The sequence below is a fragment of the Streptomyces sp. SID13666 genome (assembly GCF_010548325.1).
GTDB classification, from domain to species: domain Bacteria; phylum Actinomycetota; class Actinomycetes; order Streptomycetales; family Streptomycetaceae; genus Actinacidiphila; species Actinacidiphila fildesensis.
In genome coordinates this window covers 1-26,933 of record NZ_JAAGLX010000065.1, presented here as the reverse complement: position 1 = coordinate 26,933, position 26,933 = coordinate 1, and the positions used below count along the sequence as shown (strand labels likewise).

The 26,933-nt window shown below is 72.1% G+C and carries 22 protein-coding genes and 1 pseudogene; 6 read left to right on the top strand and 17 right to left on the bottom strand.

The features are described 5' to 3' along the window. Positions 1-542 precede the first annotated feature (542 nt). Positions 543-2,918, top strand: a complete 2,376-nt coding sequence (locus G3I60_RS40415) for an immune inhibitor A domain-containing protein (RefSeq protein WP_239070892.1) — start codon at positions 543-545, stop codon at positions 2,916-2,918. Between the two features lie 225 nt (positions 2,919-3,143). Here the strand turns inward: G3I60_RS40415 and G3I60_RS40410 are convergent, their stop codons facing one another. From G3I60_RS40410 to G3I60_RS40385, 6 genes are all read right to left on the bottom strand, one after another. Beyond that, a complete protein-coding gene (locus G3I60_RS40410) occupies positions 3,144-5,480 on the bottom strand; it encodes a collagenase (RefSeq protein WP_164608453.1) in 2,337 nt (778 codons plus the stop codon). A 211-nt stretch (positions 5,481-5,691) separates the two neighbouring features. Further along, a complete protein-coding gene (locus G3I60_RS40405; protein WP_164608452.1) occupies positions 5,692-6,741 on the bottom strand; it encodes an ABC transporter ATP-binding protein in 1,050 nt (349 codons plus the stop codon). Next, positions 6,738-7,811, bottom strand: a complete 1,074-nt coding sequence (locus G3I60_RS40400) for an ABC transporter ATP-binding protein (protein WP_164294560.1) — start codon at positions 7,809-7,811, stop codon at positions 6,738-6,740. The genes G3I60_RS40405 and G3I60_RS40400 overlap by 4 nt, the downstream gene beginning before the upstream one ends. Continuing rightward, positions 7,811-8,797: an ABC transporter permease gene (locus tag G3I60_RS40395; RefSeq protein WP_164294559.1), complete on the bottom strand. Its 987-nt coding sequence runs from the start codon at positions 8,795-8,797 to the stop codon at positions 7,811-7,813. Before G3I60_RS40395 ends, G3I60_RS40400 begins: the two co-directional genes overlap by 1 nt. Further along, a complete protein-coding gene (locus G3I60_RS40390) occupies positions 8,794-9,765 on the bottom strand; it encodes an ABC transporter permease (protein WP_164294558.1) in 972 nt (323 codons plus the stop codon). Before G3I60_RS40390 ends, G3I60_RS40395 begins: the two co-directional genes overlap by 4 nt. A gap of 13 nt (positions 9,766-9,778) precedes the next feature. Further along, positions 9,779-11,524: an ABC transporter substrate-binding protein gene (locus G3I60_RS40385; protein ID WP_164294557.1), complete on the bottom strand. Its 1,746-nt coding sequence runs from the start codon at positions 11,522-11,524 to the stop codon at positions 9,779-9,781. Positions 11,525-11,645: 121 nt separating this feature from the next. Between G3I60_RS40385 and G3I60_RS40380 the strand changes: the two genes are divergently transcribed. Then, entirely contained in the window at positions 11,646-13,031 is a 1,386-nt protein-coding gene (locus G3I60_RS40380) for an aminopeptidase P family protein (RefSeq protein WP_164294556.1), read from the top strand. 48 nt (positions 13,032-13,079) lie between these two features. On the opposite strand, the gene G3I60_RS40375 is transcribed toward G3I60_RS40380, so the two are convergent. The 9 genes from G3I60_RS40375 to G3I60_RS40335 all read right to left on the bottom strand — a co-directional run bounded on the left by G3I60_RS40375 (position 13,080) and on the right by G3I60_RS40335 (position 21,556). After that, positions 13,080-13,802 carry a GntR family transcriptional regulator gene (locus tag G3I60_RS40375; protein ID WP_138356540.1) on the bottom strand — a complete coding sequence of 241 codons (723 nt, stop codon included), beginning with the start codon at positions 13,800-13,802 and terminating at the stop codon, positions 13,080-13,082. Between the two features lie 41 nt (positions 13,803-13,843). Next, positions 13,844-14,773 (bottom strand): ornithine cyclodeaminase family protein, encoded by a 930-nt coding sequence (locus tag G3I60_RS40370; RefSeq protein WP_343241094.1) that lies wholly within the window; start codon positions 14,771-14,773, stop codon positions 13,844-13,846. Between the two features lie 88 nt (positions 14,774-14,861). Further along, complete coding sequence (locus G3I60_RS40365; protein ID WP_164294555.1) at positions 14,862-15,863, bottom strand: proline racemase family protein; 1,002 nt, start codon at positions 15,861-15,863, stop codon at positions 14,862-14,864. A 92-nt stretch (positions 15,864-15,955) separates the two neighbouring features. Further along, a complete protein-coding gene (locus tag G3I60_RS40360; RefSeq protein WP_164294570.1) occupies positions 15,956-16,819 on the bottom strand; it encodes a dihydrodipicolinate synthase family protein in 864 nt (287 codons plus the stop codon). Between the two features lie 139 nt (positions 16,820-16,958). After that, a complete protein-coding gene (locus G3I60_RS40355) occupies positions 16,959-18,470 on the bottom strand; it encodes an NAD(P)/FAD-dependent oxidoreductase (protein WP_164608451.1) in 1,512 nt (503 codons plus the stop codon). Continuing rightward, complete coding sequence (locus tag G3I60_RS40350; RefSeq protein ID WP_138356537.1) at positions 18,451-18,765, bottom strand: (2Fe-2S)-binding protein; 315 nt, start codon at positions 18,763-18,765, stop codon at positions 18,451-18,453. Before G3I60_RS40350 ends, G3I60_RS40355 begins: the two co-directional genes overlap by 20 nt. After that, positions 18,755-19,972 (bottom strand): FAD-binding oxidoreductase, encoded by a 1,218-nt coding sequence (locus G3I60_RS40345; RefSeq protein WP_164294553.1) that lies wholly within the window; start codon positions 19,970-19,972, stop codon positions 18,755-18,757. The genes G3I60_RS40350 and G3I60_RS40345 overlap by 11 nt, the downstream gene beginning before the upstream one ends. A 73-nt stretch (positions 19,973-20,045) precedes the next feature. Further along, the gene (locus G3I60_RS40340) at positions 20,046-20,444 is read right to left on the bottom strand and encodes a RidA family protein (protein WP_138356535.1); all 399 of its coding nucleotides are present in this window, start codon (positions 20,442-20,444) and stop codon (positions 20,046-20,048) included. After that, complete coding sequence (locus tag G3I60_RS40335; RefSeq protein ID WP_164294552.1) at positions 20,441-21,556, bottom strand: acyl-CoA dehydrogenase family protein; 1,116 nt, start codon at positions 21,554-21,556, stop codon at positions 20,441-20,443. The genes G3I60_RS40340 and G3I60_RS40335 overlap by 4 nt, the downstream gene beginning before the upstream one ends. A gap of 98 nt (positions 21,557-21,654) precedes the next feature. On the opposite strand from G3I60_RS40335, the gene G3I60_RS40330 reads away from it, so the two are divergent. The 4 genes from G3I60_RS40330 (at position 21,655) to G3I60_RS40315 (ending at position 25,103) form a co-directional block, all read left to right on the top strand. After that, entirely contained in the window at positions 21,655-23,274 is a 1,620-nt protein-coding gene (locus tag G3I60_RS40330; RefSeq protein ID WP_164294551.1) for an AMP-binding protein, read from the top strand. 4 nt (positions 23,275-23,278) lie between these two features. Further along, positions 23,279-24,118: a PaaX family transcriptional regulator C-terminal domain-containing protein gene (locus tag G3I60_RS40325; protein WP_164294550.1), complete on the top strand. Its 840-nt coding sequence runs from the start codon at positions 23,279-23,281 to the stop codon at positions 24,116-24,118. A 98-nt stretch (positions 24,119-24,216) separates the two neighbouring features. Beyond that, entirely contained in the window at positions 24,217-24,597 is a 381-nt protein-coding gene (locus G3I60_RS40320) for a hypothetical protein (RefSeq protein ID WP_164294549.1), read from the top strand. Positions 24,598-24,704: 107 nt separating this feature from the next. After that, complete coding sequence (locus tag G3I60_RS40315; RefSeq protein WP_164294548.1) at positions 24,705-25,103, top strand: nuclear transport factor 2 family protein; 399 nt, start codon at positions 24,705-24,707, stop codon at positions 25,101-25,103. A 90-nt stretch (positions 25,104-25,193) separates the two neighbouring features. Here the strand turns inward: G3I60_RS40315 and G3I60_RS40310 are convergent, their stop codons facing one another. Continuing rightward, positions 25,194-26,405, bottom strand: a complete 1,212-nt coding sequence (locus G3I60_RS40310; RefSeq protein WP_164294547.1) for a serine hydrolase — start codon at positions 26,403-26,405, stop codon at positions 25,194-25,196. Between the two features lie 396 nt (positions 26,406-26,801). After that, positions 26,802-26,933, bottom strand: a pseudogene (locus G3I60_RS40305) (IS481 family transposase); the annotation flags it as partial.

Here is a 26,933-nt window from a genome sequence, read left to right as displayed (position 1 = left end):
TACATCGAGGCGAACCTGGAGTTCATGAGCACCCACCCGGCGCACCTCCGCGCGCTGGTGGACATCGCGGTGAACGCGCGGACGCCGGACGGCGCACCGCTGACCGTCCAGGACGGGCCCGCGCTGGAACTGCTGGAACGCCACTTCGCAGTGACAGCTCGGCCTCCGGCCGCATCGGACGGCGGTGGCCGCCGGTCGGCAGGTCCGGGATCACACAGCGGTGGTCGGTGCGCAGATCGTCGACGACCCGCTTCCAGACGGTGCCGCTCTGGCCGAGTCCGTGCAGCAGGACGACGACCGGTCCCGGCCCCCCGGTGTCCTCGAAGTCGATGGTTCCGGCGGTGAGTTGGATCCCGGGCACGTGGTTCCCCTCGCGAGTCGGCTACCGATCCCCGCGACCGTATCGCGCCCCTGTCGGACGAGTTCAAGGCGTCTCGGTGCAGCCCCTACACATCACCTTTGACATGTGAAATATTACCTGCGCTCACCGCCCCTCCCCCTCCGGGAGGCGCTCCCGCAGTTCCTCCGAAAGGACCTGTACGTTGCGCAGAATCACCCTGCCCGGCATCGCGGCGCTCACCAGCGCCGCGATAGCCGGCGCGCTGCTGCTCACGGGCCCGGCCGCGGCCTCGACCGCACCACCGGCCGCCACCCCGGGCCCCGCCGGCAGCGCCTCCGAGGACGTCCGGCACGCCGACGCCCCGTCCAGCCCGATGGACCTGCAGCGCCAGGCGCTGCGCCGGCAGGCGCTGGAGCACGTCGCCGCCGGTTCGGTGGCCCGCTCGCCCGGCGGGACGCTCCCCCACACCGTCAAGATCGGCAAGCAGTACGCCGAACTGGCCCAGGAGCGCACGGACAAGATCTTCGTCATCCTCGCCGAGTTCGGCGACCAGGTGGACAGCACCACCATGAACAACGGCCAACCCCGCTACGGCGGCGAGCCCGGCCCGCTGCACAACACCACCGGCCGCCCCGCGAAGGCCGACAACCACACCGTCTGGCGCAAGGACTTCGACCGCGCCTACTACCAGCAGCAGTTCTTCGGCGACGCCCCCCGCACCGTCTCGCTGCGCAACTTCTACCGCACCCAGTCCTCCGGCCGGTACGACATCGAGGGCACCGTCACCGACTGGGTCAAGCTGCCCTGGAACGAGGCCCGTTACGGCAGTGACAACTGCCCCGAGGGCCAGCAGTGCCACAGCAACTGGGACATGATCCGGGACGCCACCACCGCCTGGTACGACGGCGAGCGTGCCAAGGGCCGCACCCCGGCGTCCATCAAGGCCCAGATAGCCCAGTACGACCACTACGACCGCTACGACTTCGACCACGACGGCAACTTCGACGAGCCCGACGGCTACATCGACCACCTCGTCGTCGTGCACGCCGGCAAGGACCAGACCTGGGGCGGCGGCACCCAGGGCACCGGAGCCGTCTGGGCGCACCGCTGGTTCGCGTACTACGACCAGGCGGGGCAGGCGGGCCCGCAGGGCAACCGGATCGGCGGCACCCCGGTCGGCGACACCGGCATCTGGGCGGGTGACTACCTCACCGGCGGCGAGAACAGCGGCGTCGGCCTCTTCGCCCACGAGTACGGCCACGACCTCGGGCTGCCGGACCTGTACGGCGCCACCGGCGACAACAGTGTCAACTACTGGTCGCTGATGTCCTCGGCCTCCTACCTCGGCAAGGGCCCGAACACGACCGGCGACTACCCGGGCGACCTCGACGCCTGGAGCAAGCTCCAACTCGGCTGGCTCGCCTACGAGGAGACCGCTTCGGCCGCCCCCGCCTCCACCCACCGGCTCGGTGTCTCCAGCTACAACACCGCCGATCCGCAGGGGCTGCTCGTCCATCTGCCGCCGTCGACCACCACCACAGAACTCACCGACCCGTACGAGGGCGGCAAACAGTGGTGGAGCGGTACCGGTGACTTCCTCGACAGCTCACTGACCCGCACTGTCGACCTGCGCGGCGTCACCGCCCCGGCCGTTCTCGACACCCGGCTCTGGTACGACATCGAGAAGGACTACGACTTCTTCACCGTCGAGGCCTCCACCGACGGCGGAAGCCACTGGACCGCCCTGCCCGGCACCGTGGACGGCACCACGATCCCCCGCACCCCCACCGGCACCCCCGTGGTCACCGGCACCTCCGGCGCCTGGACCGCACTGAGCGTCCCGCTCGACGCGTACGCCGGACAGCAGGTACAGCTCCGCTTCCACGTCACCTCGGACAGCAACACCCACGGCAAGGGCGTCCTCACCGACGCGGTGAGCGTCAGCGCGGGCGGCACCCAGCTGTTCGCGGACGGCGCGGAGGCCGGCCCCGCCGGCTGGACCGCGCAGGGCTTCACGATCGTCACCGGCCGCACCGGCGCCACCGACCACCCCCGCGCCTACATCGTGGAGAACCGCCGCTACACCGGCTACGGCGCCTTCCTCAAGACCGGGCCCTACAACTTCGGCTGGTCGAACGACCCGAAGAACCCGGCGAAGAAGGACACCGTCGAGTTCTACCCGTACCAGCAGGGCGCCCTCATCTGGCTCTGGGACACCGCCTACAGCGACAACACCACCGCAAACCACCCCGGCGGCGGGCTGCTCCTCCCCATCGACGCCCGCCCGGCGGCCCTGCGCTACACCGACGGCACCGTACTGAACGCCCGTGCCCAGACCTTCGACGCGACGTTCTCCCTCGGCCGCACCGACCGCCTCACCTTCCACAAGGACGGCGTCCCGGTCACCGTCCCGTCCCGCGCCGGCGTCCCCGTCTTCAACGACCACACCGGCGTCTACTGGAACGCCGACCTCCCCCAGGTAGGCGTCAAGGTCCCCGACACGGGCACCCGCATCGCCGTGACGAACGAATCCCACGACGGCCGCGTCACCACCGTCCGAGTGAGCCACGTTTCCTGACCCCCAACAGACGTGCCCGGCTCCCCCACGGGAGCCGGGCACGGAGGGCGATGGATACGGAGGGGGACGGGCCCGCAGGGGTGGGGGTCCGAAATGCTGCCGAGCTGTTTGTGGGCCGCCAGGCCCGTAAAGAGGTGATTTCGGACCCCCACCCCGGAGGGACCGCCCCCGGCCCCCGCACCTGCGGGGGCCGGGGCCGGCGTCGATGGGCGCCCGCGGCAGCGGTCAGCGGCGCAGCGGGCCCTCGCACGAGTAGTCGCTCGTGCCCGCCAGGCCCGACGACCACACATCCACCGACCCGAACGTGCAGTTCATGTCGGCCAGGTTGTTCGCCGCCGCTCCCGCCCGGTCGAGGAGGAAGTAGTCGACGGTCTCCGACATGTCCTTGAAGACCCGGTCGGGGTTCCCGGAGTCGGAGAGGTTGGCCGTGACGCGGCCGGTGCAGGTGAAGCGGACCTTGTTGTCCCAGTCCGCGTTGTCCTTGCAGACAGGGGTGTTGGCGGTGGCCGCGGCGAACGCCGCCTGCACTTCGGCGGCCGTGGCGAACGTCAGCGACCCGTTGGCCGTGTACTGCGTGTCGGGCACGTACAGCGTCGCGACCTGGGCGATCTGCCGGTCCAGGAAGGCGTCGTACTCCCGCTGGAGCGCGGCGTCGGCGCCGGTTCTGGTGCGCCAGGCGTCGAAGCCGGCCGGGTCGTCGGCCCGCTCGTAGCCGTACATCTCGCGCAGCAGCGTCGGGTGCTCGGTCCACAGGAACTCGAAGAACGTGCCCGCGTAGTCGTAGAAGCGGAATCCGTCGCCGTCGTAGGTGGCGTGCAGCAGCTGGTCGACGCTCATCCGCGGGCCGCCGCCCGCGGTGTCGTCGATGACGCCCTGCACCAGGGACTTGCGGACCTTGATGCCGTCGTCGCGGGTGCCGCCGTCGAAGAACTCGGCGGTCCCCTCGTCCATGGCGGTGGTCAGGTCGTTGGAGTACCAGCGGGTGTCACCGAAGGTGCCGGGGACCGCCCAGCGGCCGTTGAGGTAGTGGGTGTACTCGTGGCGGAACAGCTCCTCCAGGGTGAGCGAGGAGTCCTGCGGCACCCGGCGCTGGTAGGTGTAGAAGGTGGCGCCGTCCTCGATGTAGATGCCGCCGTTCTTGGTGCCGTAGCCGGTGAGCAGCGGCTGGAAGACCTCGTAGTCGGCGCGCGACGCGTACAGGTGGATGTGCAGGGTGGTGTTGGTGTCCCCGGCCAGCGGAGTGGAGGTGCCCAGGACGCGCAGGAACTGGGTCTTGACCTGCTTGCTGGCGTAGTAGAGCTGGTCGACGGTGGCCTGGTCGAGGCCGGTGTGGACCTCGATGGCGCCGTTGTCGTACGTGTAGGTGTGGGGGAAGAGCATCGCCTCGATCTGAGCCTTGCAGACGTTGAACCGCGCGCAGTCGTCGTAGTAGTTGAGCCAGGACGCGGCGCTGACCCAGGGCGGGCTCATCCTGCCGAAGGCCGCCTCGGTGGTGCCCAGCAGCGTGCCGAGGTCGTTGACGATCGCCGGCTTGAGGGCGTCGATCTGGCCGAACCGGCCGTACTCGCCGACCGCGTCGCGCGCCGCCCAGTCGTTGGTGGTGCCCTTGAGGTGGCCGTAGCCGCCGAACACCCGGAAGGCGCCGCGGTAGGCGGCGTCCGCGGTGGCCGCCGCGCGGAAGGCGGTGTCGTTGTTCCCGGGGTAGACGCCCAGGTAGTTGACGGACAGGGCGGCGAGGACGGCGCCGCCCCAGTCGGCGCTGGTGGCGGTGGCCGCGCCCGGGGCCATGGTGGCGAGCACCTTCTTGATCAGCGGGAGCTGGTACTGGCGCAGGCCGGGCGCGCTGGCGGCGTAGAGCGCCTCGCGCAGCGTCTGGGCGTTCTGCTTCGTCGCGTCGAAGGTGCGCGGAGCGGTCCCGAAGGCGGCGATGGCCTTCTGCATGGCGGCGACCGTCGGGGCGTCGGTGACGTCGATCTCGGTGTGCGAGTAGTCGTGGTACGCGACGGCGTGCAGATACGTGAACATCTCGTACAGGTTGTTGGCGTTGGTGCCCCGGTGTTTCGGCGCGAGCAGGGCTATGCGCTGGGAGACGGCCTGCACATGAGCGTCGGACATGACGGGTATGAGGCGTGGGTCCCAGGTCCAGAGCAGCTTGCTCAGACAGTTCTCCACGGAGACGGTGTAGTTGTCGGCGAGGAAGTCCGCGAAGCGTTTCGGGCTCAGCTTGGTGATGGCGTCGAGGGTGCAGGGCACGGTGCCGCCCAGCGCCTTCGCCGGAGCGGCCGGCTTGGCGCGGGCGGCCACCGCCGGGCCGCCCGCCGGTGCGGACTGGTCGCCGGGCAGCTTGCCCTCGGCGTGCGCGCCACCGCCGGGGGCAGGCGCCTGGTGGGGGGCGACGGTGCCGGCCTTGGCGAGCCGCTGGACCTCGTCGAACGGGTTGCCGTCGGACGCCCGGGCCCCCGCGCCCGGCGCTCCGGCGAAGGTCGCCGGGACGGCCGGAGCGGCGGGAGCGGCCTGCGGACCTGCCGGACCTGCCTGCCCCGCCTGGGCGACGTTCATCATCGGCAGGGTCAGGGACGCCGACAGGGCGGCGACGAGCAGGCTCTTACGCACGGCGCGGGTGGTGCGGGCAGTGCCGGTGGTGCGGGTGCTTCCCGCGGGACGTGCGGAACGGGCGTGGGACACCAAGGACTCCTCGGAGTGGGGTGGAGTGGGTGGGACACCATCGGTAGGGGCCGTTCGTGATCGGCCGGCCAGGCCCTGGGGCGTGTCTTCACAGCCCCGTCCGGCCGACGGGTGCGGGCTCCGGGAAGTGGCAGGCGGCCTGCCGCTGTCCCGGGCCGGCGATCTGCAGCAGTGGTGCTTCGGTGCGGCAGATCTCCCGCGCCTTGTGGCAGCGCGGGTGGAAGGTGCAGCCCGCCGGCGGATGCGCCGGGCTGGGGGGATCGCCGAGCAGCACGATCCGTTCACGGGCCCGCTCCGCCGCCGGGTCGGGCAGCGGTACGGCGGACAGCAGGGCCCGCGTATAGGGGTGGGCGGGAGCGCCGTAGACCTCGGCCTTGTGGCCGATCTCGACGATCCGGCCGAGGTACATCACCGCGACGCGGTCGCAGACCCGCTTGACGACCGACAGGTCGTGCGCGATGAAGAGGTAGGCGAGGCCGAGTTCGCGCTGCAGGGTCTCCATCAGGTTGACGATCTGGGCCTGGATGGAGACGTCGAGCGCGGACACCGGCTCGTCGGCGATGATCAGCCGCGGCCGGGTGGCCAGCGACCGGGCGATGCCGATGCGCTGCGCCTGGCCGCCGGAGAACTCGTGGGGGTAGCGGTCGAGATGCTCGGGGATGAGGCCGACCAGCTCCATCAGCTCGGCGGCCCGTCTGCGGGCGTCGGCCGCTCCACTGCCCTGCGCCAGCATCGGGTCGGAGATGATGCGGGCGACCGTCTGCCGGGGGTTGAGGGACGAGAACGGGTCCTGGAACACCATCTGCACATGGCGCCGTACCGGACGCAGGGCGCGCGCGGACAGATGGCTGATGTCGCGGCCGTCGAAGGTGACGGAGCCCGAGGTGGGCTCCAGCAGCCGGACGATCATCCGCCCGGTGGTGGACTTCCCGCAGCCCGACTCCCCCACCAGGCCCAGCGTTTCGCCCGCGTTGATGTCGAACCCGACGCCGTCCACGGCCCGGGCGGGGGCGCCCGCGCGCCCGCCGCGGGTGCGGCGGCCGGGGAACGTCTTGACGAGATCGCGGACGGACAGCAGCGGCGGCGCTCCGCCGTCCGCCGCGCCGCCGGGGGCGGCGACCGTCTCCAGGGCGCTCATCGTGATCCTTCCGGGGCCGGAGTCGGGGCCGGAGTCGGGGCCGGCGCTGGGGCCGGAGCGGCGGCAACCGCTTCCAACGGGTAGTGGCAGGCCACGCGATGCCCGCCGGCCGATGACGCCGCCAGGCCGAAGGCCGGACGCTCCGAGGCGCACCGGTCCCGTTCCGCCGCGCTCCCGGCCGCCGCCCGCGGGCAGCGCGGCACGTACGGGCAGCCGGGCGGTGGCGCGAGCAGCGAGGGCGGGCTGCCCGGGATGGCGCGCAGCGGCGCGTCGTCGGTGTCGTCGAGCCGGGGCAGCGAGTCGAGCAGCCCGCGGGTGTAGGGGTGCGCGGGCGCGGTGAACAGCTGGTCCACCGGCGCCTGTTCCGCGGCCCGGCCGCCGTACATGACCAGCACCTCGTGGGCGACGCGGGCGACGACGCCCAGGTCATGGGTGATCATCACGACGCCGAGGCCGCGGTCGGCCTGGATGCGGGCGATGAGTTCGAGGATCTGCGCCTGCACGGTGACGTCGAGCGCGGTGGTCGGCTCGTCCGCGATCAGCAGGTCCGGTTCGCAGGCCAGCGCCATGGCGATCATGACGCGCTGCCGCATGCCGCCGGAGAACTGGTGCGGATGGTCCGCCGCCCGGCGGGCCGGCTCCGGGATGCCGACCTCGCCGAGCATCTCGACGGCCCGCCGCCGGCCGACCGCGCGGCTGGCCTTGAAGTGCACCCGGTAGTGCTCGGCCACCTGCTCGCCGACCGTGTAGTAGGGATGCAGGCTGGACAGCGGGTCCTGGAAGATCATCGCCATCCGGCGGCCGCGCAGCCGGTTCAGTTCACGGTCGGGCAGCGCGGTGAGCTCCCGGCCGTCGAGCGCGATGGATCCGCTGACGGTCGCGTCCCGGTGCAGGCCCATGACGGCCAGCGAGGTGACGGACTTCCCGGATCCGGACTCGCCGACGATGCCCAGCGTGCGGCCCGCCTCGACGGTGAAGCCGATGCCGTCGACGGCGCGGACCGGGCCCGCCGGGGTGGGGAACGTGACCTGGAGGTCACGGACTTCGAGCAGGGGGCCTGGCGCGGCCATCAGTACCTCACTCTCGGGTCGACAAGGGCGTAGAGGAGGTCGACGACCAGGTTGGCGATGACGATGAAGAACGCCGCCAGCAGGGTGACGCCGAGGATCACGGGCTGGTCGGAGCGGACCAGCCCGTCGTAGAAGAGCCGTCCGACGCCCGGCAGTCCGAAGATGGACTCGGTGATGACGGCGCCGGCCAGCAGGCCGCCGAGGTCCATCCCGAAGAGGGTGAGGATGGGCGTCATCCCGGAGCGCAGCCCGTGCTTGACGATGACGGTGCGCTCCGGCATGCCCTTGGCGCGGGCGGTGCGGATGTACGGCTCCGCCATCGCCTCGATCATCGAACTGCGGCTCTGCCGGGCGTACATGGCGGCGTAGAGCAGGGCCAGTGCCAGCCAGGGCAGGATCAGGTTGGAGGCCCAGTCGAGCGGGTCGGCGGTGAAGTCGGTGTACGTCGGGTACGGCAGCAGGCCGGCGATCCTGATCACGCCGTAGATCAGCATCACCGAGGTGAAGTAGACCGGCATGGAGGCCGCCGCGACCGCGCCCACCATCAGGGTGCGGTCGACGAGGGTGTCCTTGCGCAGCGCGGCCGTCACACCGGCGCCGAGGCCGAGCAGCAGCCACAGCGCGGACGCGCCGACGGCGAGCGAGACCGAGACCGGCAGCCGGTCCATCAGCAGGTCCCAGACCGGGACGGAGTTCTCGTAGCTGTAGCCGAAGCAGGGGAATCCGCAGTGCAGCGCGTGCGGCCCCTCCCCCAGGGTGCGGCCGGAGAAGATTCCGGTGAGGAAGTCGCCGAACTGCCGCCAGACCGGCTGGTCCAGGCCCATGTAGTGGCGGACCAGTTCGAGGCGCTCGGGACTGCAGCTCTTGCCGCAGGCGGCCGCGGCCGGGTCGGAGGGCAGGACGTAGAAGATGGTGAAGGTGATGGCGGAGATCGCGAAGAGCACGCCGGCGACTCCGGCGAGCCGGCGGGCGAGGTAGAGGATCACCTGCGGCCTCCCCGGGGATCGAGGATGTCGCGCAGCGCGTCGCCGAGGAGGGTGAAGGCGAGGACGGCCAGGAAGAGGAAGAGGCTGGGGATGATGAAGTACATCGGGTCGGTCTCGTAGAACGCGACGCTGTCCGCGATCATCTGGCCCCAGGAGGGCGTGGGCGGCCGGACGCCGACGCCCAGATAGCTGAGGGCGGCCTCGGTGCTGATCATCCCGGGGATGAGCAGGGTGGTGTACGCGATGATCGGCCCGGAGACGTTGGGCAGGATCTCCCGGCCGAGGATGCGCCAGGCGCCGGAACCGCCCACCCGGGCGGCCTCGACGTATTCACGGTGCTTGACCGAGAGCGTCTCGCCGCGGACGACGCGGGCGATGCCGGGCCAGCCGAAGACGCCGATGATGGCGGTCATCAGGAAGATCCGGTTGACGTCCCGGGCCACCGACATCATCGCGATCATGAAGATGAGGGACGGGAAGGACATCGTCAGGTCCATCAGACGGCTGAGCACGGCGTCGGTGCGGCCGCCGAAGTAGCCGGCGGCGATCCCGGTGGCGGTGCCCGCGAGGACGACCACCGCGGTGGCGCTGAGCGAGATCAGCAGCGAGACCTGGGCACCGTTGACGACCCGGGCGAACAGGTCGCGGCCGGTGACGGGTTCGACGCCCAGCCAGTGGTCGGGGCCGATTCCGCCCAGCGGCCCGAGCGGCAGGCCGCCGAGGTAGGGATCGACGGCGGTCTGGTCGAACTCGGTGGGCGACCAGCCGCCGAGCGCGCTGAGCAGCGGCGCCCCGGCGGCCATCACGACGAGCAGCGCCACGACCACCAGGCCGAAACGGGCGGCGGGCCGGCGGCTCAACTGCCGCCAGGCGAGCCGCCACGGCCCGTACCCGGGCGCGGCTCCGGGTGCCGCTTTCTGGGCGGGTTCAGGGGGAGGTACCCGGTCGGGCACCGTGAGGGTGGCCATCGCCGTACGCCCCTCAGCCCTGGCTCTTGGACGGGTCCTTGAGACCGATGGCCGCGTAGTCGAGCTGGCCCGACCACACCGGGTGGCCGAAGGCGCCCGCGATGTTGGTGCCGACCAGCAGCGGCTTGCGCTCCAGCATCAGCGGCACGGCCGGGGACTTGGCCATGATCTGCGCGTCGAGGTCGATCCAGGCCTGGTTGGCCTTGGCCGCGTCGGACATCGCGGCGATCTCGTCCATCCGCTTCATGACCGCGTCGTCGCGGAACTGCGAGTAGTTGCCCTGGTTGCCCTTGTCCCTGATGGTGCGGCCGTCGAAGACGAAGGGCAGGAAGGTGGAGCCCGACGGGTAGTCGGGGCACCAGCCGGCCATCACCATGTCGGGCGCGCTCTTGATGTCGCCGATCGACTCGTAGTAGGCGGACGGGTCGACGGTGTTGATGGTGACCGCGACCCCGACCCGGGACAGGCCCTGCTGGATCGCCTCGGCCCTGGTCTTGTCGCCGGTGGAGACGGTGAAGGTGGCCCCGAAGCCGCCGTCCTTGCCGGCCGCCTTCAGCAGGTCCTTGGCCTTGGCGACGTCGCCGGCCGGCGCGATCTTCAGGGTGTCGGCCTGCTTGGCGCCGGTGAGGGCCGGCGGCAGATAGGCGGTGGCGATGTCGTTGAGCGCGGGGCCGCCGGACGCGGTGAGCAGCGACGCCTTGTCGACCGCGTACTGCATGGCCTCACGGACCTTGGGGTCGTTGAACGGGGCCTTGCTGGTGTTGAGTTGCAGCATCTCGGTGCAGCCGGAGGACTCGGCGATCAGCCGGCCCTTGACGTCGGCCTTGGGCAGCACCTTCGGCGCGCTCTCCGGCCGCATGTTGGACCACTCGATCGTGGAGGCGTCGCCGCCCGCGGAGGCGATGACGCGGTCGTCGACCTGACCGCCCTTGAGCCCCTGGACGAACACGAAACGGTCCGGGTACGCCTTGCGGACGGTGTCGGTGGCGGCGTCCCAGTTCGTGTTGCGGACCAGGACCAGCTTCTTGCCCCGGTCGTAGCTCTCGACCTTGTACGGGCCGGAGGAGAACGGCCGGGCGTCGTACTGCGCGCCCTTCTCCTGGGCCTGCGGTACGGGCGAGAAGGTGGGCAGCGTGGCCGTGGAGGCGAAGTCGGCGACCGGGCGCTTGAGCTTGAAGACGATGGTGAGGTCGTCGGGGGTCTCGATGGAGCTGAGGTGCTTGCCCGTCAGGGGGCCCTGGTAGCCCTTGGTGTCGGCCAGGTACTGGGCGGCGTAGTCGGGTCCGCCGGTGAGGTCGGGGGAGAACGACCGCTCGACGTTGTACTTGACGTCCTTGGCGGTGATCGGGGTGCCGTCCTCGTACTTCAGGCCCTTCTTGAGGGTGAAGGTCCACACCTTGCCGCCCTCGGTGGGCGTGCCGAGGTCGGTGGCCAGGTCGGGGACGATCTCGCTGCCGGCCTTGCCGGGCTCGCTCTTGAAGGTGGTCAGGGTCCGGTAGAGCAGCCGGATCCCCATGTCCATGTTCGGCATCGTCCAGTTGCGGGCCGGGTCCAGGTGCGAGAAGTCCTGGTTGGACAGGACGGTGAGGGTGCCGCCCTTCACCGGGGTGCCGCCGACGACCTGACCTTCGTTGGCCGCCGCCGGGTTCTTCCCCTTGCCGCTCCGACTGCCCTTCGCATCGTCGGAACAGCCCGCGAGACCGAGGGTGAGGGACGCCAGGAGGGCGGTGGACAGGGCGAGTTGGGTGCGCTTGGTCATATGAGTCACTCCGCTGAGAAGAACGGCACTCTAAGATGTGACCCGTAACATAGTAATGTGAAATTGCACTGACAAGATGTGTGCGTCGCCGTTACCGACCCGTGTCCGAAGGAGCTCATCGATGAACGGAACCCCCGCCCGACTGCATACGGGAAGTCATGATCTGCCCACCTCGCCGGCGCTGGACGCCTTCATGGGCGCCGGCTGGGCCGCCACTCCGCTGCCCGACGGCACCCGCGTTCCCGCCTCGCACCTCACCCCGGCCCGCCGCGACCGGCTCTCCGCCCGCTTCCCCGGCGAGCGGCTCGTCGTCCCCGCCGGGCAGCTCAAGGCCCGATCCAACGACGACGACTACCGCTTCCGCCCGCACAGTGCCTACGCCTGGCTCACCGGCCTGACCGGCGAGGACCAGCCCGGCAACGTCCTCGTCCTGGAGCCGTCCGGGCCCTCCGGGCACGAGGCCGTGCTGTATCTGCGGCCGCGCTCACCGCGCACCGAGGCCGGGTTCTACCGCGACCGCCGCTACGGGGAGTTCTGGGTCGGGCGCCGCCCCGACCTCGCGGAAGCCGAGCGGATGACCGGCATCCGGTGCGAGCACCTCGACGGGTTCGGCGCACTGCCGCCGGGCCGCGACGCCACGACGGACACCGAACTCGCCAGTGCGCTCTCGGAGTTGCGGCTGGTGAAGGACGCGTGGGAGGTCGGCCAGCTGCAACTCGCCGTCGACCACACGGTCGCCGGCTTCGAGGACGCCGTACGGTCCCTGCCGCGCGCCCTGCGGCACGCGCGCGGCGAACGCTGGATCGAGGGGGCGTTCAACCAGCGCGCCCGCGCCGAGGGCAACGGCACCGGGTACAACACCATCGCCGCGTCCGGCGCGCACGCCTGCGTACTGCACTGGATACGCAACGACGGCGCACTCGACCCCACGCAACTGCTGCTGCTCGACGCGGGCGTGGAGGCCGACACCCTCTACACCGCCGACGTCACCCGCACCCTGCCGCTGTCCGGCATCTTCTCCCCCGTCCAGCGCCAGCTGTACGAACTGGTCCTGGCGGCCCAGGACGCCGGTATCGCGGCCCTCAAACCCGGCGCCAGCTTCCGGGACTTCCACCTCGCGGGCATGCGCGTCATCGCCGAAGGGCTCGCCGACTGGGGCGTGCTGCGGATCTCCGCCGACGAGGCGCTCGCCGAGGACAGCGGCCTCTACCGCCGCTACACGCTGTGCAGCAGCGGCCACATGCTCGGCCTCGACGTGCACGACTGCGCCCAGGCCCGCGCCGAGACCTACCTCGACGCGGTACTGGAGGAGGGCCATGTCCTCACCGTCGAACCGGGCCTGTACCTCCAGCCCGACGACGAGACGCTGCCGCTGGAACTGCGCGGCATCGGCATCCGGATCGAGGACGACCTGGTCATCACGTCCGACGGGGCCCGGCTGATGTCGGGGGCGCTGCCGCGCGATGTCGCGGGGATCGAGAGCTGGATGGGCGAGCTGCTCGGTTAGCGGGGGCGCCCTGCGGGGCTTTCGCCCTCGCCCCGCAGGGCAACCGGCCTAAGCCTTGCCGAGCTTGCGCTTGAGGACCGGCTCCGGCTTCGCCGCGGCCGGCTCCTCCTTGCCCACCGCCCACAGCGACCGCACATGCCCGAGGTGCCGGGCCATGCACTCCTCCGCGGCCTCCGCGTCCCCGAAAATCATCAGGTCGAGCAGCTCGATGTGCTCCTCGGCCGACGAGACCAGCTCGCCGCGCTCGTCCAGCCGGGTCAGCCCGTACAGCCGGGAACGCTTGCGGAGATCGCCGACGGCCTCGACCAGCCGCTCGTTCCCGGCCAGGCCGAGGAGGGTGAGGTGGAAACGGCGGTCGGCCTCCAGATAGCCGATGAGGTCGTGCGCCCGGGCGGCGGCGACGATCTCCTCGGCGGCCGGCCGCAGTTCCTCCAGCTGTTCCGGGGTGGCGGTGCGGGTGACCCGGCCGACGGTCGGGACCTCGATGAGGGCGCGGATCTCGGTGTACTGGTCGAGGTCGCGCTCGTTCATCTCGGTGACCCGGAAGCCCTTGTTGCGCACTGGTTCGACCAGGCCCTCGCGCGCCAGGTCGAGCATCGCCTCACGCACCGGGGTGGCGGAGATGCCGAAGTCCGCGGCGAGGGCGGGCGCCGAGTAGACGACGCCGGGGCGCAGTTCACCGGCGATGAGCGCGGCACGCAGGGCGTGGCCCACCTGATCGCGCAGCCGCTCCTGCGCTGTGATCAGGTTGCGCTGCTTCAGGTCACCCATCGCTGTTCCTCCGTCATCGCGCGGAGCTCCAGCGTACAATGTCACGTTGCTTTCGCGGCCCGGAAGATCTCAGCAGCTACGGCGAGATCCTGCCACGCCATACCCGTGCCCTTGAAGAAGCGCGGGCGACCCGCTTCAGGGCGCAGCCGGCCGGCGACGAGGTCGGCGAGGGTGCCCGCGAGATCCTCCGGCCGGTAGGCGCCCTCCGCGATCGGGACCAGGATGTCCCCCGCCTCGCGCAGCGCGGCCGACCGCGCCTCGACGACGACGGTGGCCCGGGTCACCAGCGCGGTGTCGGTCTCGCGGGCCGACGGTTCGTGCGAGCCGACGGCGACCACGGTCGTGTGCCCGGCGACGGTGCTGCCGTCGAACAGCGGAGTGCGGGCCGTGGTGCAGCAGATCACCAGGTCGGCCTTGGCCACCGCGTCGGGTCCGCCGGTCACGGCGTCCAGTCCCAGCCGGCGGGCGTGGGCCACCAGCGCCCGCGCGGGCTCGGGTCTGCGGGCGACCACGGTGAGCCGGGTCAGCGGCCGGACCGCGAGGGCCGCCGCCAGGTGCCCGTACGCCTGCGGCCCCGCTCCGAACAGGACGAGGTGCGAGGCGTCGGGCACGGCCAGATGGCGGATCGCGACGGCGGACACCGCCGGGGTGCGCAGCGAGGTGAGGGCGGGCCCGTCGAGCAGCGCGACCGGCTGGAGGGTCGCGCCGTCGAGGAGGAGGTAGCTGCCGGTGATCCGGGGCAGCCCGCGGGCCGGATTGCCCGGCGCCACCCCGGCGATCTTCACCCCGGCGAAGTCCTTCGTGGCGGCGGGCATCAGCAGCAGCTCGCCGGCCGGGACCGGGACGCCGGTGCGCGGCGGCCCGGTCTCCGGGTCGAGCCCGCCGCGCAGCACCGCCTCGACGGCGTCCGCCGCGTCGGCGGGCCCGAGGAGCCGGGCGATGGCGGTGGCGTCGAGGTGCGGCAGTGTCACAGCGGTGGTCCCGTTCCCGGAAGGTCGTCGGAGGGCGGCACCGCGGCCCGGTGAGCCCCTTCCTCCCGACCGTACCCGCCGTCGGTGATCACAGCAGGAACCCGCCGGGGAAGGGGTCGGACGGGTCGAGGAAGTACTGGGCGGTGCCGGTGATCCAGGCGCGGCCGGTGACCGTGGGCACCACGGCGGGCAGCCCGCCGACCGTGGTCTCCTCGACGAGCCGGCCGGTGAAGGACGTTCCGATGAAGGACTCGTTGACGAAGTCGGTGTGCAGCGGGAGTTCACCACGCGCGTGCAGCTGCGCCATCCGCGCCGAGGTGCCGGTGCCGCACGGCGAGCGGTCGAACCAGCCGGGGTGGATGGCCATCGCGTGCCGGGACAGCCGCGCGTCGGAGCCGGGGGCGATCAGCTGGACGTGCTTGACCCCGTTGATGTCCGGGTCCTCCGGGTGCACCGGCCGGTCCGCCGCGTTGATGGCCTCCATGACGGCGAGCCCGGCGGCGAGGATGTCGTTCTTGCGCTCCCGGTCGAAGGGCAGCCCGAGGTCGGCCAGCGGCAGCATCGCGTAGAAGTTGCCCCCGTAGGCGAGGTCGTAGGTGAGCGTCCCGTGGCCGGGGACGTCGACCTTGAGGTCCAGGCCGGCGGAGAACGCCGGGACGTTCCGGAGGGTGACGGCGGTGGCCTCCCCGTCCTCGACCTGGACGTCGACGGTGACGAGCCCGGCGGGGGTGTCCAGCCGGACGGTGGTGACCGGTTCGGTGACCGGCACCATCCCCGTCTCGACGAGGACGGTGGCGACGCCGATGGTGCCGTGGCCGCACATCGGGAGGTAGCCGGAGACCTCGATGTACAGCACCCCGTAGTCCGCGTCGGGCCGCGTCGGCGGCTGCAGGATCGCGCCGCTCATCGACGAGTGCCCGCGCGGCTCGTACATCAGCAGCGTGCGCACCCGGTCGTGGTGCTCCATGAAGTACAGCCGGCGCTCGGCCATCGTGGCGCCGGGGATGACGCCCACGCCGCCGGTGATGACGCGGGTCGGCATGCCTTCGGTGTGCGAGTCGACGGCGTGGTAGATGTTCCGGCTGCGCAAGGGGTCCTCCTTCTCGTCGGAGTTCTCGTTGACTGGCTCGCTGACTTGCTCGTTGGCCAGCCCGTCGGCCTGCTCGTCGGCCTTCTCGTGGGTCAGCCGAGTCCTTCGGCCATCGCCTTCTCGGTCGCCGCGCGGACCACGGCCTCGATGTCGGCCGGGAGCGGGGAGCGCGGCGGGCGGACCGGGCCGCCGGGCCGGCCCACGAGGTCCATGGACACCTTGATGGCCTGGACGAACTCGGGCTTGGAGTCCCAGCGCAGCAGCGGGTGCAGCGCGCGGTAGAGCGGCACCGCGGTGTCGAGGTCGCCGGAGAGCGCCGCCCGGTACAGGGTGGCGCAGGCCTCGGGGAACGCGTTGGGGTAGCCCGCGATCCAGCCCACGGCGCCCGCGATGCCGAGTTCGAGCAGGACGTCGTCGGCCCCGACCAACAGATCCAGTCCGGGGGCGAGTTCGGCGATCTCGTAGGCCCGGCGGACATCGCCGGTGAACTCCTTGACCGCGACGATGCTGCCCTCGTTGTAGAGCTCGGCGAGCAGCTGCGGAGCGAGGTCGACCTTGGTGTCGTACGGGTTGTTGTACGCGACGACCGGCAGCCCGGCCCTGGCCACCTCGGCGTAGTGCGCGCGCACCGCCCGCTCGTCGGCGCGGTAGGCGTTGGGCGGCAGCAGCAGGACGGAGCCGGCACCGGCCTCTCCGGCCTGTTCGGCCCAGCGGCGGGCCTCGGCGCTGCCGTAGGCGGCGACACCGGGCATGACGCGGTCCCCGTCACCGGCCGCCTCGACGGCGGTACGGACGACCCGGGCCCGCTCGTCGTCGGTCAGGGTCTGGTACTCCCCCAGGGAGCCGTTGGGAACGACACCGTCGCAGCCGGACTCGATGAGCCAGGCGACGTGCTCGGCGTAACCGTCGTGGTCCACGCGCAGGTCGGCATGGAACGGGAGGGCGGTGGCGACCATGATGCCGTGCCAGGGCTGGTCGCGGGGCGGGGTGTTCGTGGTCACGGTGGTTCTCCCTTAGTGAGATGTGACATTTTACTGTGTCGTGGACGGAGACCACAAGGGGCTCACCGAGGAGAGTCCTACGGTTCTTCCGTGCTCACGAGCGGGGCGGCCCGTCCGGACCGGACCGAGCCGCCGGTCGGGACAGGGCGGCCAGCGGAACGGGACACGACAGCGGTCGGCGGTCGGGGCCGGCGTCCGCATCTGCGTCTGCGTCTGCGTCTGCGTCTGCGTGCGAGTCGGCGCGCGCCAGGCAGTCGACCGCCGGGCCGCACATCCGGCCCTGGCACCAACCCATCCCGGCGCGGGTGAACAGCTTGACGGTGCGGGCGTCATGGGCGCCGAGATCGGTGACGGCCGCGCGGACCTCCCCTGCGGAGACCTCCTCGCAACGGCACACATCGGTGTCGTCGCTCAGCCAGTCCGGCCAGCCGGGGCCCGGCCGGTGGGCGGCGGCCATGACCGCCGCGAAGGCCCGCAGCCGGGCTCGGGTACGGCGCAGCGCGACCGCCCGCCGGGCGTCGGGGCGTACCGCGGAACGCGACACGGCCGCGATGGCGAAGGCCGCCAGTTCCCCCTCGGCGAGGGCGAGTTGGGCGCCGCCCACTCCTCCGGCCTCGCCGGCCGCCCAGACGCCGGGCACCGAGGTCCGCTGGCTGTCGTCGAGAGCGAGCGCGTACGTGCCGTCGGAGGTGCGGTGGGTGGCGCAGCCGAGTCCGGTGGCCAGCTCCAGCTGCGGCACCAGACCGTGGCCCACCGCGAGCGCGTCGCAGGCGATGCGGCGGCCGGTGCCCGGCACGGGACGCCAGTCGCGGTCCAGCCGGGAGACGGTGACGGCCTCCACCCGGTCGGTGCCGTGAGCCTCGGTCACCGCGCTGCGGGTGCGCGGGCGCAGGCCGTGGCGCAGCAGGGCGGCGCCGTGCACCGCGCCTTCGAGCAGCTTGCCGGGGTTGGCGGCCAGCGTCCGGGGGCTTCCGGCGTACGCGGTGTACCCGGCCGCCTCGACGACGGCGGGCACCTTCGCGCCCGCGGCGGCCAGCGAGCCGGCGACCGCCAGCAGCAGCGGGCCGCTGCCCGCGACGACGATCCGCCGTCCGGGCAGCACCAGGCCGGACTTGAGCATCGCCTGGGCGCCACCCGCACCGACCACCCCGGGCAGCGTCCAGCCGGGGAACGGCAGTTGGCGCTCGTAGGAGCCGGTGGCCAGCAGCAGGGCGCGTGACGTCACGGCCGCCCGGCCCTGCTCCGGCCCGTCAGGACCGGTCACGGCATGCACCGTCCACGCCGTCGAACTGCCGCGTTCCACCGTCCACACATGGTGGTGGGTCAGGTGCCGGACCTTGCCGGTCCCGGTGTGCCGGCCGAGCCGTCGCACCAGCGCGGCGAAGGCGGCCCAGCCGTGGTGCAGCGCCTCGGGGCGCGCGGCACCGAGCCCCGGCGCGGGATGGCGGTAGTACTGACCGCCGGGGGCGGCGGCCGCGTCGAGCACGACGACGCTCAGCCCGAGATCGGCCGCGGCCACGGCGGCCGAGAGTCCGGCGGGGCCCGCGCCCACGATCGCGAGGTCGTACTCCGGAGGTACCGGCGGCTCAGACGGCGAGATCGGCACGGCCGTGGCCCTCCTGCGTGGTGACGAGATCGCCCGGACGGGCCGGGACCAGGCAGGCCCGCTGGTTCGGGGCGCCGTTGACGGTGGCGAGGCAGTCGAAGCAGGAGCCGATGCCGCAGAAGGCGCCGCGCGGGCGGCCGTTCACCCGGGTGGTACGCCAGGCGAGGATGCCGGCCGACCACAGGGCGGCGGCGATGCTCTGGCCCGGCAGCGCGGGCAGGACGCGGCCGTCCATCGTGATCTCGAACGACGGCTCGGGGGTGGCCCCGGCCAGCTCGACGGGGTTACGCGCCATCGTCATGTCCTCTCGGGTCCACGGGTCCGCCCGGTTCCCCGCCGGGAATCGGGTCCGCGGCGGGAAAGCGGTCGGGGCGGAACGGTGCCAGGTCCAGGGCGGGCCGCTGGCCCCGGATCGCGGCGGTGAGCAGCAGTCCGGTCGCGGGCGCGAGTCCGATGCCGGCGCCCTCGTGGCCACAGGCGTGGAAGAGGCCGGGGGCGCGCGGGTCGGGCCCGATCGCGGGCAGATGGTCCGGCAGATAGGGCCGGAAGCCGTGATAGGCGCGCATCACCCGGACCCCGGCCAGCACCGGGAAGAGCCCGGCGGCCCCGGCCGCGAGCCGGCGCAGCACCTCGACCCGCAGCGTCCGGTCGAAGCCCACCCGCTCCCGGCTGGCGCCGATGAGCACCGGTCCCGAGGGGGTGCCCTCGACCACCGGTGACGTCTGCAGGGCCGCGGAGCCGCTCGCCACATCGGCGACGTAGTCGGCGGCGTAGACCTTGTGCCGGACGATGCGGGGCAGCGGTTCCGTGACGAGGACGAAGCCGCGCCGGGGCATGACCGGCAGGTCCACCCCGGCCAGCGCGGCGAGTTCGCCGCCCCAGGTGCCGGCCGCGTTGACCACGGCGGGTGCCGACAGTTCACCGCGGTCGGTGCGCACCCCGCGGACCGCGCCGCCGGGGCCGGTCAGGACGGCGGTGACCTCTTCGCCGAGACACAGCAGCGCGCCGGCGCGCCGGGCGGCGCGCAGCAGATGGGCGGCGGCCAGGGCGGGCTGGACCTGGGCGTCCTGCGGGTAGTGGAAGGCGCCGGCGAGGCCGGGCGCCAGATGCGGTTCGAACTCGTGCAGCCGGTCCGCCGGCACCCGGGCCGCGGTGACACCCGCTGCCGTCTGCTGGGCCGCGAACGTGCTCAGGGCGTCCAGGCGGGCCTCGTCGGACGCTACGACGAGGCCGCCCTTGGACTCGAACTCGATCTCCGGTGGGAGTTCGTCGGCGAGCTCGCGCCAGAGCCTGGTGGACAGCAGCGCGAGGTCGAGTTCAGGGCCGGGCTCCTTGTCGGAGACCAGCAGATTGCCTTCACCGGCGCCCGTGGTGCCGCCCGCGACGGAGCCGCGGTCGACCACGGCGACGGACAGTCCGGACCGGGAGGCGTAGTAGGCGCAGGCCGCGCCGACCACCCCGGCCCCGACGATGACGACGTCCAGCGAGTGTCTCGTGGGCACGGCAGTAATATGTCACATGGCTTACGCGGTGCCAAGGGACGCCGCGGGATCACGTCCGCGCACGCTTCCCGCGCTACGCCAGGACGGCGATCCCGTCGAGTTCCACCAGCGCTTCCTCGTCCCACAGCCGGACCACCCCGACGACCGCCATCGCCGGATAGTCGCGGCCCGCCAACGACCGCCACAACCGCCCGAGTTCGGCGGCGTGCTCCCGGTAGGCGGCGACGTCGGTGGTGTGGACGGTGATCCGGGCGAGGTCGGCGGGGCCGCCGCCCGCTGCGGCCAGCGCCGCCAGCAGATTGGTGAGCGCCAGCTCGAACTGGGCGGGCAGCGTGTCGCCGACGATCTTGCCCGCCTGGTCGAGGGCGGTCTGGCCGGCCAGGAAGACCATCGTGCGGCCGGTCGCGGTGACGGCGTGGCTGAAGCCGGTGGGCGGCGACAGCTCGCCCGGGTTGATGCGCCGCAGGCTCATCGGTACAGCTCCTTCGCGATGATGGTGCGCTGGACCTCGGTGGCACCTTCGTAGATACGCGGCGCCCGCACTTCACGGTAGAGGTGTTCGAGCAGATGGCCGCGTTCGAGGGCGCGGGCGCCATGGATCTGGACCGCGCGGTCCACGGCGAACTGCGCCGTCTCGGTCGCGTACAGCTTCGCCATCGCCGACCGCTTGGCGATATCCGGCGCCCCGCTGTCGTACGCCTCCGCCGCGGCGTAGACGAGCAGCCGCGCGGCCTCGGTACGGGTCGCGGTCTCGGCGAGCGCGTGGGACACCGCCTGCAGATCCTTCAGCGGCCCGCCGAAGGCGGTGCGTCCGCCCGCGTGCTCGGTGGCGGCGTCGAGCGCGGCCTGCGCCATGCCGACGGCGAACGCCCCGACGCTGGGCCGGAACAGGTTCAGGGTGCCCATGGCGACACGGAAGCCCCGGCCCGGCTCGCCCAGCAGATCGCCGGGGCCGACCGGGACGCCGTCGAAGGCGAGCCGCCCGATGGGGTGCGGGGAGAGCATGTCCAGATGCTCACCGGACAGCCCCGGCCGGTCGGCGGGGACGAGGAACGCCGTCACCCCGCGCGACCCCGCGCCGGGTGTGGTGCGGGCGAAGACCGTGTAGAAGTCGGCCTGCGGAGCGTTGGAGATCCAGCACTTCTCGCCGGTCAGCCGCCATCCCGTGCCGTCCGGCTCGGCGGCCAGCTCCAGCGCCGCTGCGTCGGAGCCGGCGGCGGGTTCGGTGAGCGCGAAGGCGGCGACGGCCCGGCCCGCCGTGACCTCCGGGATCCAGCGGGCGGCCAGCTCGGCGTTGTGCAGCACCGGGTGCGCGCCCAGTCCCTGCAGGGCGAGGGCCGTCTCGGCCTCGGTGCATTCACGGGCCAGCGATTCCCGCAGCAGGCACAGGTCCATCGCCGACACCTTGCCGCCGGGCGGGAAGACCCGTTCCAGCAGCCCGAGTTCGCCCAGTTCCGCGAGCAACGGGCGGTTGACCCGGCCGGGTTCGCCCGCCTCGGCCAGCGGCCGCAGCCGGCCCGCCGCGAGGGAACGGACCTCGGCGCACCACTTCAGCTGTTCCGGGTCGAGAGCGAACGCGGGCATCCGGCGCCTCCAAGCGGTATCGCGTACCGTTGACTGTCGTCAGCAACACGTTACGCTGAATTCGTCCGCTCTCAGGTGCCAACGAAGGCGGTACCGCCATGGACCTGCTGCCATCCGCCCACGTGGACACCTTCGCGCGGGACCATCTCCCGCCGCGCGACCAGTGGCCGGAACTCGCCTTCGAGCTGCCCGCGCTGCACTACCCCGACCGGCTCAACTGCGCGGCCGAGCTGCTGGCCGGCGGCGGCCCCGGCGCCCCCTGTCTGCGCACCCCCGGCGGCGAGGTCTGGTCCTACGAGGACCTGAACGCCACCGCCGCGCGTATCGCGCACGTCCTGGCCGACGACCTCGGGGTGCGGCCCGGCAACCGGGTCCTCCTGCGCGGCCCGACCACCCCGTGGCTGGTGGCCTGCTGGTTCGCGGTGCTCAAGGCGGGTGCGGTGGCCGTGACCGTACTGGCCGCGCAGCGTTCAGGGGAGCTCGCGACGATCTGCGACATCGCGGCCGTCCGGCACGCGCTGTGCGATCTGCGGTCGGTGGACGACCTGGCCAAGGCCGAGATCCCGGACCTGCGGATCACCACATACGGCGGAGAGGCGCCCGAGGACCTGCTGCGCCGGGCCGCCGACAAGCCCGACCACTTCACCGACGTCGCCACCTCGTCGGACGATGTCGCGCTCATCGCCTTCACCTCGGGGACCACCGGCCGCCCCAAGGGCTGTATGCACTTCCACCGCGATGTCCTGGCCATCGCCGACACGTTCTCCGCCCAGGTGCTGCGCCCACGCGCCGACGACGTCTTCGCGGGCAGTCCGCCGCTCGGCTTCACCTTCGGCCTCGGCGGGCTGGTGATCTTCCCGATGCGGGCCGGGGCGTCCAGCGTGCTGCTGGAGCAGGCCGGACCGGAGCAGTTGCTGGCGGCCGTCGCCCGGCACCGGGTGAGCGTGCTGTTCACGGCGCCGACGGCGTACCGGGCGATGCTCGGTCACCTGAATGACGCGAGCAGCTCCGCCTCGTACGATGTCTCGTCGCTGCGGCGCTGCGTTTCGGCGGGCGAGAATCTGCCCGCGGCCACCTGGCAGGCGTGGCACGACCGCACCGGTCTGCGCATCATCAACGGCATCGGCGCCACCGAGCTGCTGCACATCTTCATCTCCGCCGCCGACGACGCCATCCGCCCCGGCACCACGGGCCTGCCGGTGCCCGGGTACCGGGCGCGGATCGTCGACGCCGCCGGGGAGCCGGTCCCCGACGGCGAGCCGGGGCTGCTCGCGGTGTGCGGCCCGACCGGCTGCCGCTACCTCGCCGACGAGCGCCAGACCGTGTACGTGCAGGGCGGCTGGAACCTCACGGGAGACACCTATGTCCGTGAACCCGACGGCTACTTCCGCTATGTGGCCCGCGCCGACGACATGATCATCTCGGCGGGCTACAACATCGCGGGCCCGGAGGTCGAGGAGGCGCTGCTGCGGCACCCCGATGTCAGTGAGGCGGCCGTCATCGGCGTCCCGGACGAGGAGCGCGGCCAGATCGTCCGCGCCTTCGTCGTCCTGCGCGACGGCGTACCTCGCGGCACGGCCACGGTGGGGGCGCTGCGCGACTTCGCCAAGGGCGTGATCGTGCCCTACAAGTGCCCGCGCGACATCGTCTTCCTGGACGCCCTCCCCCGCACTCCCACCGGGAAACTGCAACGCTTCCGGCTGCGCGACCTAGAGTGATCATGTGACCGAGCACACCCCCAGTTCGCTGATCGTGACCTTCTTCGGCGCCTACGGGCGCGCCGAACTGGACGGCCGGGTACCGGTCGCCGCCCTCATCCGGCTGATGGGCGCGGTGGACGTCGACCCGCAGTCGGTCCGCTCGGCCGTCTCCCGGCTCAAGCGGCGCGAGCTGCTGGTCCCGGACCGTGTCGGCGGCGCCGCCGCGTACGCGCTCTCCGACGACGCCCGCCAGCTCCTCGCCGACGGCGACCGCCGCATCTACGGCGGCCCCGGCTCTGCCGAAGGCGACGGCAACAGCGACGGCGACGGCTCCTGGGTGCTCGCCGTCTTCTCCGTCCCCGAGACCGAGCGCCACAAGCGCCACCTGCTGCGCTCCCGGCTGGCCCGGCTCGGCTTCGGCAGCGCGGCGCCCGGCGTCTGGATAGCCCCGGCCCACGTCCAGGAGGAGGCCCGCCACACCCTGCGTCGCCTCGAACTCGACTCCTACGTGGACCTCTTCCACGGCACGCACCTCGGCTTCGAACCGACCGCCACCGCCGTCCGCCGCTGGTGGGACCTCGACGCCATCGCGAAGCTCCACCGCACCTTCCTCGACGCCCACGAGCCGGTGCTCGACCGCTGGTCCCGGCGTCCGGACGTCCCCCCGCGCGACGCCTTTCCCGACTACCTCCGCGCCCTCGACTCCTGGCGCCAACTCCCCTACGCCGACCCCGGCCTCCCCACCGCCCTGCTGCCCCCCGACTGGCCGGGCGCCCGCGCCTCCCAGGTCTTCACCGAACTGCACCACCGCCTGCACGCAGCAGGCGCCGCCTTCGTCCGCGCGGCTCCCGGGCCCGCCTGAGCGGGCCGGGGAACCGTCGGGTACCGCACACCGTCTCCCGCCCCATGCGGACACCTTCACCACCCGGCAGGTTCACGCCCTTCGGCTCCCGCCACCGCATGGCGGCCTGGGCACTCGCGGGAATCCACGGTGCGCTCGCCGGCTTTCTCGGCGCCTACCTGGTCCTGCTGGCGCCGGTCTCGTGCCATGCCGGGACGGGCCCGGGTCCCGACCTCCTGCGGCTGTTCGTCCACACCCCGGCGATCCTGATCGCGGCCGTCGCGACCGCGCTCGGCACCTTCGCCCTGGCGGTGCGCATCACCCTCTCCGCTCCCCTGGCCGTCCGGCTGACCGTGCCGCCCTTGCTGCTCTGCACGGCGCTCGCGCTGCTCGTCTGGGCCGACTTCGCGTGGTTCGGAGCGGTCGCCGGGGTACCCAACCCCGGGCTCTGCCCCGCGGACAACGTCCCCCCGTGGTGGCCGCACTGGATACCGGCCTGAGCGCGGGTGCCGGGGCAGGTGATGTCGGCGCCGTCGGCGTATCCATGCCGTGCGCAGCGCCGATGACTGACCGTGCCACCCCTCATCGACGGGTGCATGATGAAGGCATGAGCGACCGCGACGATTTCCTGGCGTGGGTGAAGACCGACCTGTACGAGGCGGAACGTGCGCTGCACAACGGCGATCCGGCTCCCCGCCGGGCGCTCTGGTCACGCAACGAGCCCGTCAGCGTCCTGGGGGCGTGGCGCAATGCCAACGGTCAGCAGGAGATCGACCAGCTCTTCAGCTCCCTCGGGAAGAGCTTCTCCGACTGCACTTCGTACGTGTTCGAGCTGCAGACGTACGACGTTCTGGGCGACATGGCCTACACGGCAGGTCTCGAGCACACGTCCGCCTCCGTCGACGGACAGCCGCGCACCTACACCTTGCGTGCCACCCAGGTGTACCGCCGCGAGGACGGCGAGTGGCGGGTGGCCCATCGGCACGGCGACACCGTGACCGAGTGACGGCCGGGTCACGTTCGCGGGCCGAGCGCGGTACCCGGCCGGGGAGGCCGGGTACCGCGCTCGGTCATGACTGCGGAGAGTGCGGCGCGGTCAGCCCTCGGCCGGGAGCTCGTAGACGTTCTTCGGGGTGATGATCGAGGTGATCGCCTTCGCGAAAAGCGTGCTCGGCTCGAAGCCGTCGTGCAGGATGTCGGTGTTGAGCAGGATCACCATGGTGGCGTCCTGCTTCGGCAGGTACATCGTCACGCTCTCGTAGCCCGGCAGCGAGCCGTTGTGCCCGATCCAGCCATGGGTGTTGAAGAGGCCCAGGCCGTACGCGGCACCGTCGAACCCGGGTACCGGGATGAACTTCTCCCGCTGCGCCTGGGTGGCCGGGGTGAGCAGCGTGCCGGTGGCGACCACCTTCGCCCAGTGGTGCAGGTCGTGCAGGTCGGAGATGATCGAGCCGGCCGCCCAGCCCCAGCTCGGGTTCCAGTTCGTCGCGTCCTCGACATCACCGGTCAGCGTCTGGTTCGTGTACCCGTGCGCGTGCGGCGACGGGAACTCGGCGCCCTTCGGGAGGAACGTGTGGTTCAGGTGGGCCGGCCCGGTGACGCGCTTCTGGATGAACTCGGCGAGCGGCATCCTGCCGAGCTTCTCCACGAGCAGACCGAGGAGGATGTAGTTGGTGTTGGAGTACTGGAACTCCGTACCCGGGGGGAAGACGTTCGGGTTGCTGAAGGCGTAGGCCAGCAGTTCCTTCGGGGTGAACTGCCGGGTCGGGTCGCTGAACAGCGCCTGGGCGAAGTCCGGGTCGGCGCTGTACGAGAACAGGCCGCTGCGCATCTCCAGCATCTGGCGGACGGTGATGTGCTCGCCGTCGGGCACGCCGTGGAGGTAGGTGGAGATCGGCTTGTCCAGTTTGACCAGCCCCTGGTCGACCAGCTCCAGGACGGCCGTGGCGGTGAAGGTCTTGGTCTCGCTGCCGATCCGCATGTTGAGGTCGGGCTTCATCGGCGCGCCGGTCGCCTTGTCGGCCACCCCCGTCGACCGGATGTAGCTGCCACGGCCGGGCAGCCACAGACCGACGGTCACGCCGGGGACGCCGGCCTCCTTGCGCACGTCCTCGATCGCCTTGTTGAGGCGGGCCACGAGCTTGGGGTCCAGGCCTTGGGGCGGGCAGTCGTCGGCAGACGGGTCGACGGCGGTGACCGCGGCCGTGGGCGGGGCGGCCTGGGCCGCGGACGACGTCAGGGTGAGCGGGACCAGGGTGGAGAGGGCGAGGAGGGCGGTGGCGAGTCGGCGGGTGGGGGCACGACGCATGGCGGGATGCCTCTTCCAGAGGTGAGGGGACCTTGCGAGGCCAAGATGACTTATCGCACCGGCCGGGACCCCGCGCCCACGGTCACCACCCAGCAAGTCCACCCGTACGGCCCCGGGGCCCGGCTCCCTGCGGTGGTCCGTCCGCACCCCTCGTGATCAACGCACCTGGAGTGTGAGGGACGGCTGATGCACCTGGCGTGTGAGCCGCGGCTGATGCGGCTAGGGCGTGTTTCGAAAGGAGCGCCGTTCGCCCGGAGGGCGTGGCCCACGGCGTCTGGTGGGTGCGCTCGCAAGGCGGAGGGTCGTCCTCGTACCGGACGTACTCGGACGAGCCCGACAACGCAGCGAGGGCGCGTGCCAGGCGTCGTGGGCCAGGCGGGACTTTCGCAACACGCCCTAGATGTATTGACCCGCAGGGTTGTTTGCGCGGGTGATGGGTGGGTTTCCGCCGAGTGCGGTGTGGCCGCGGTGGTGGTTGTAGGTGTGGAGGAAGTCTGGCAGAGCGGCTGTTCGCTCGTCGTTGCTGGT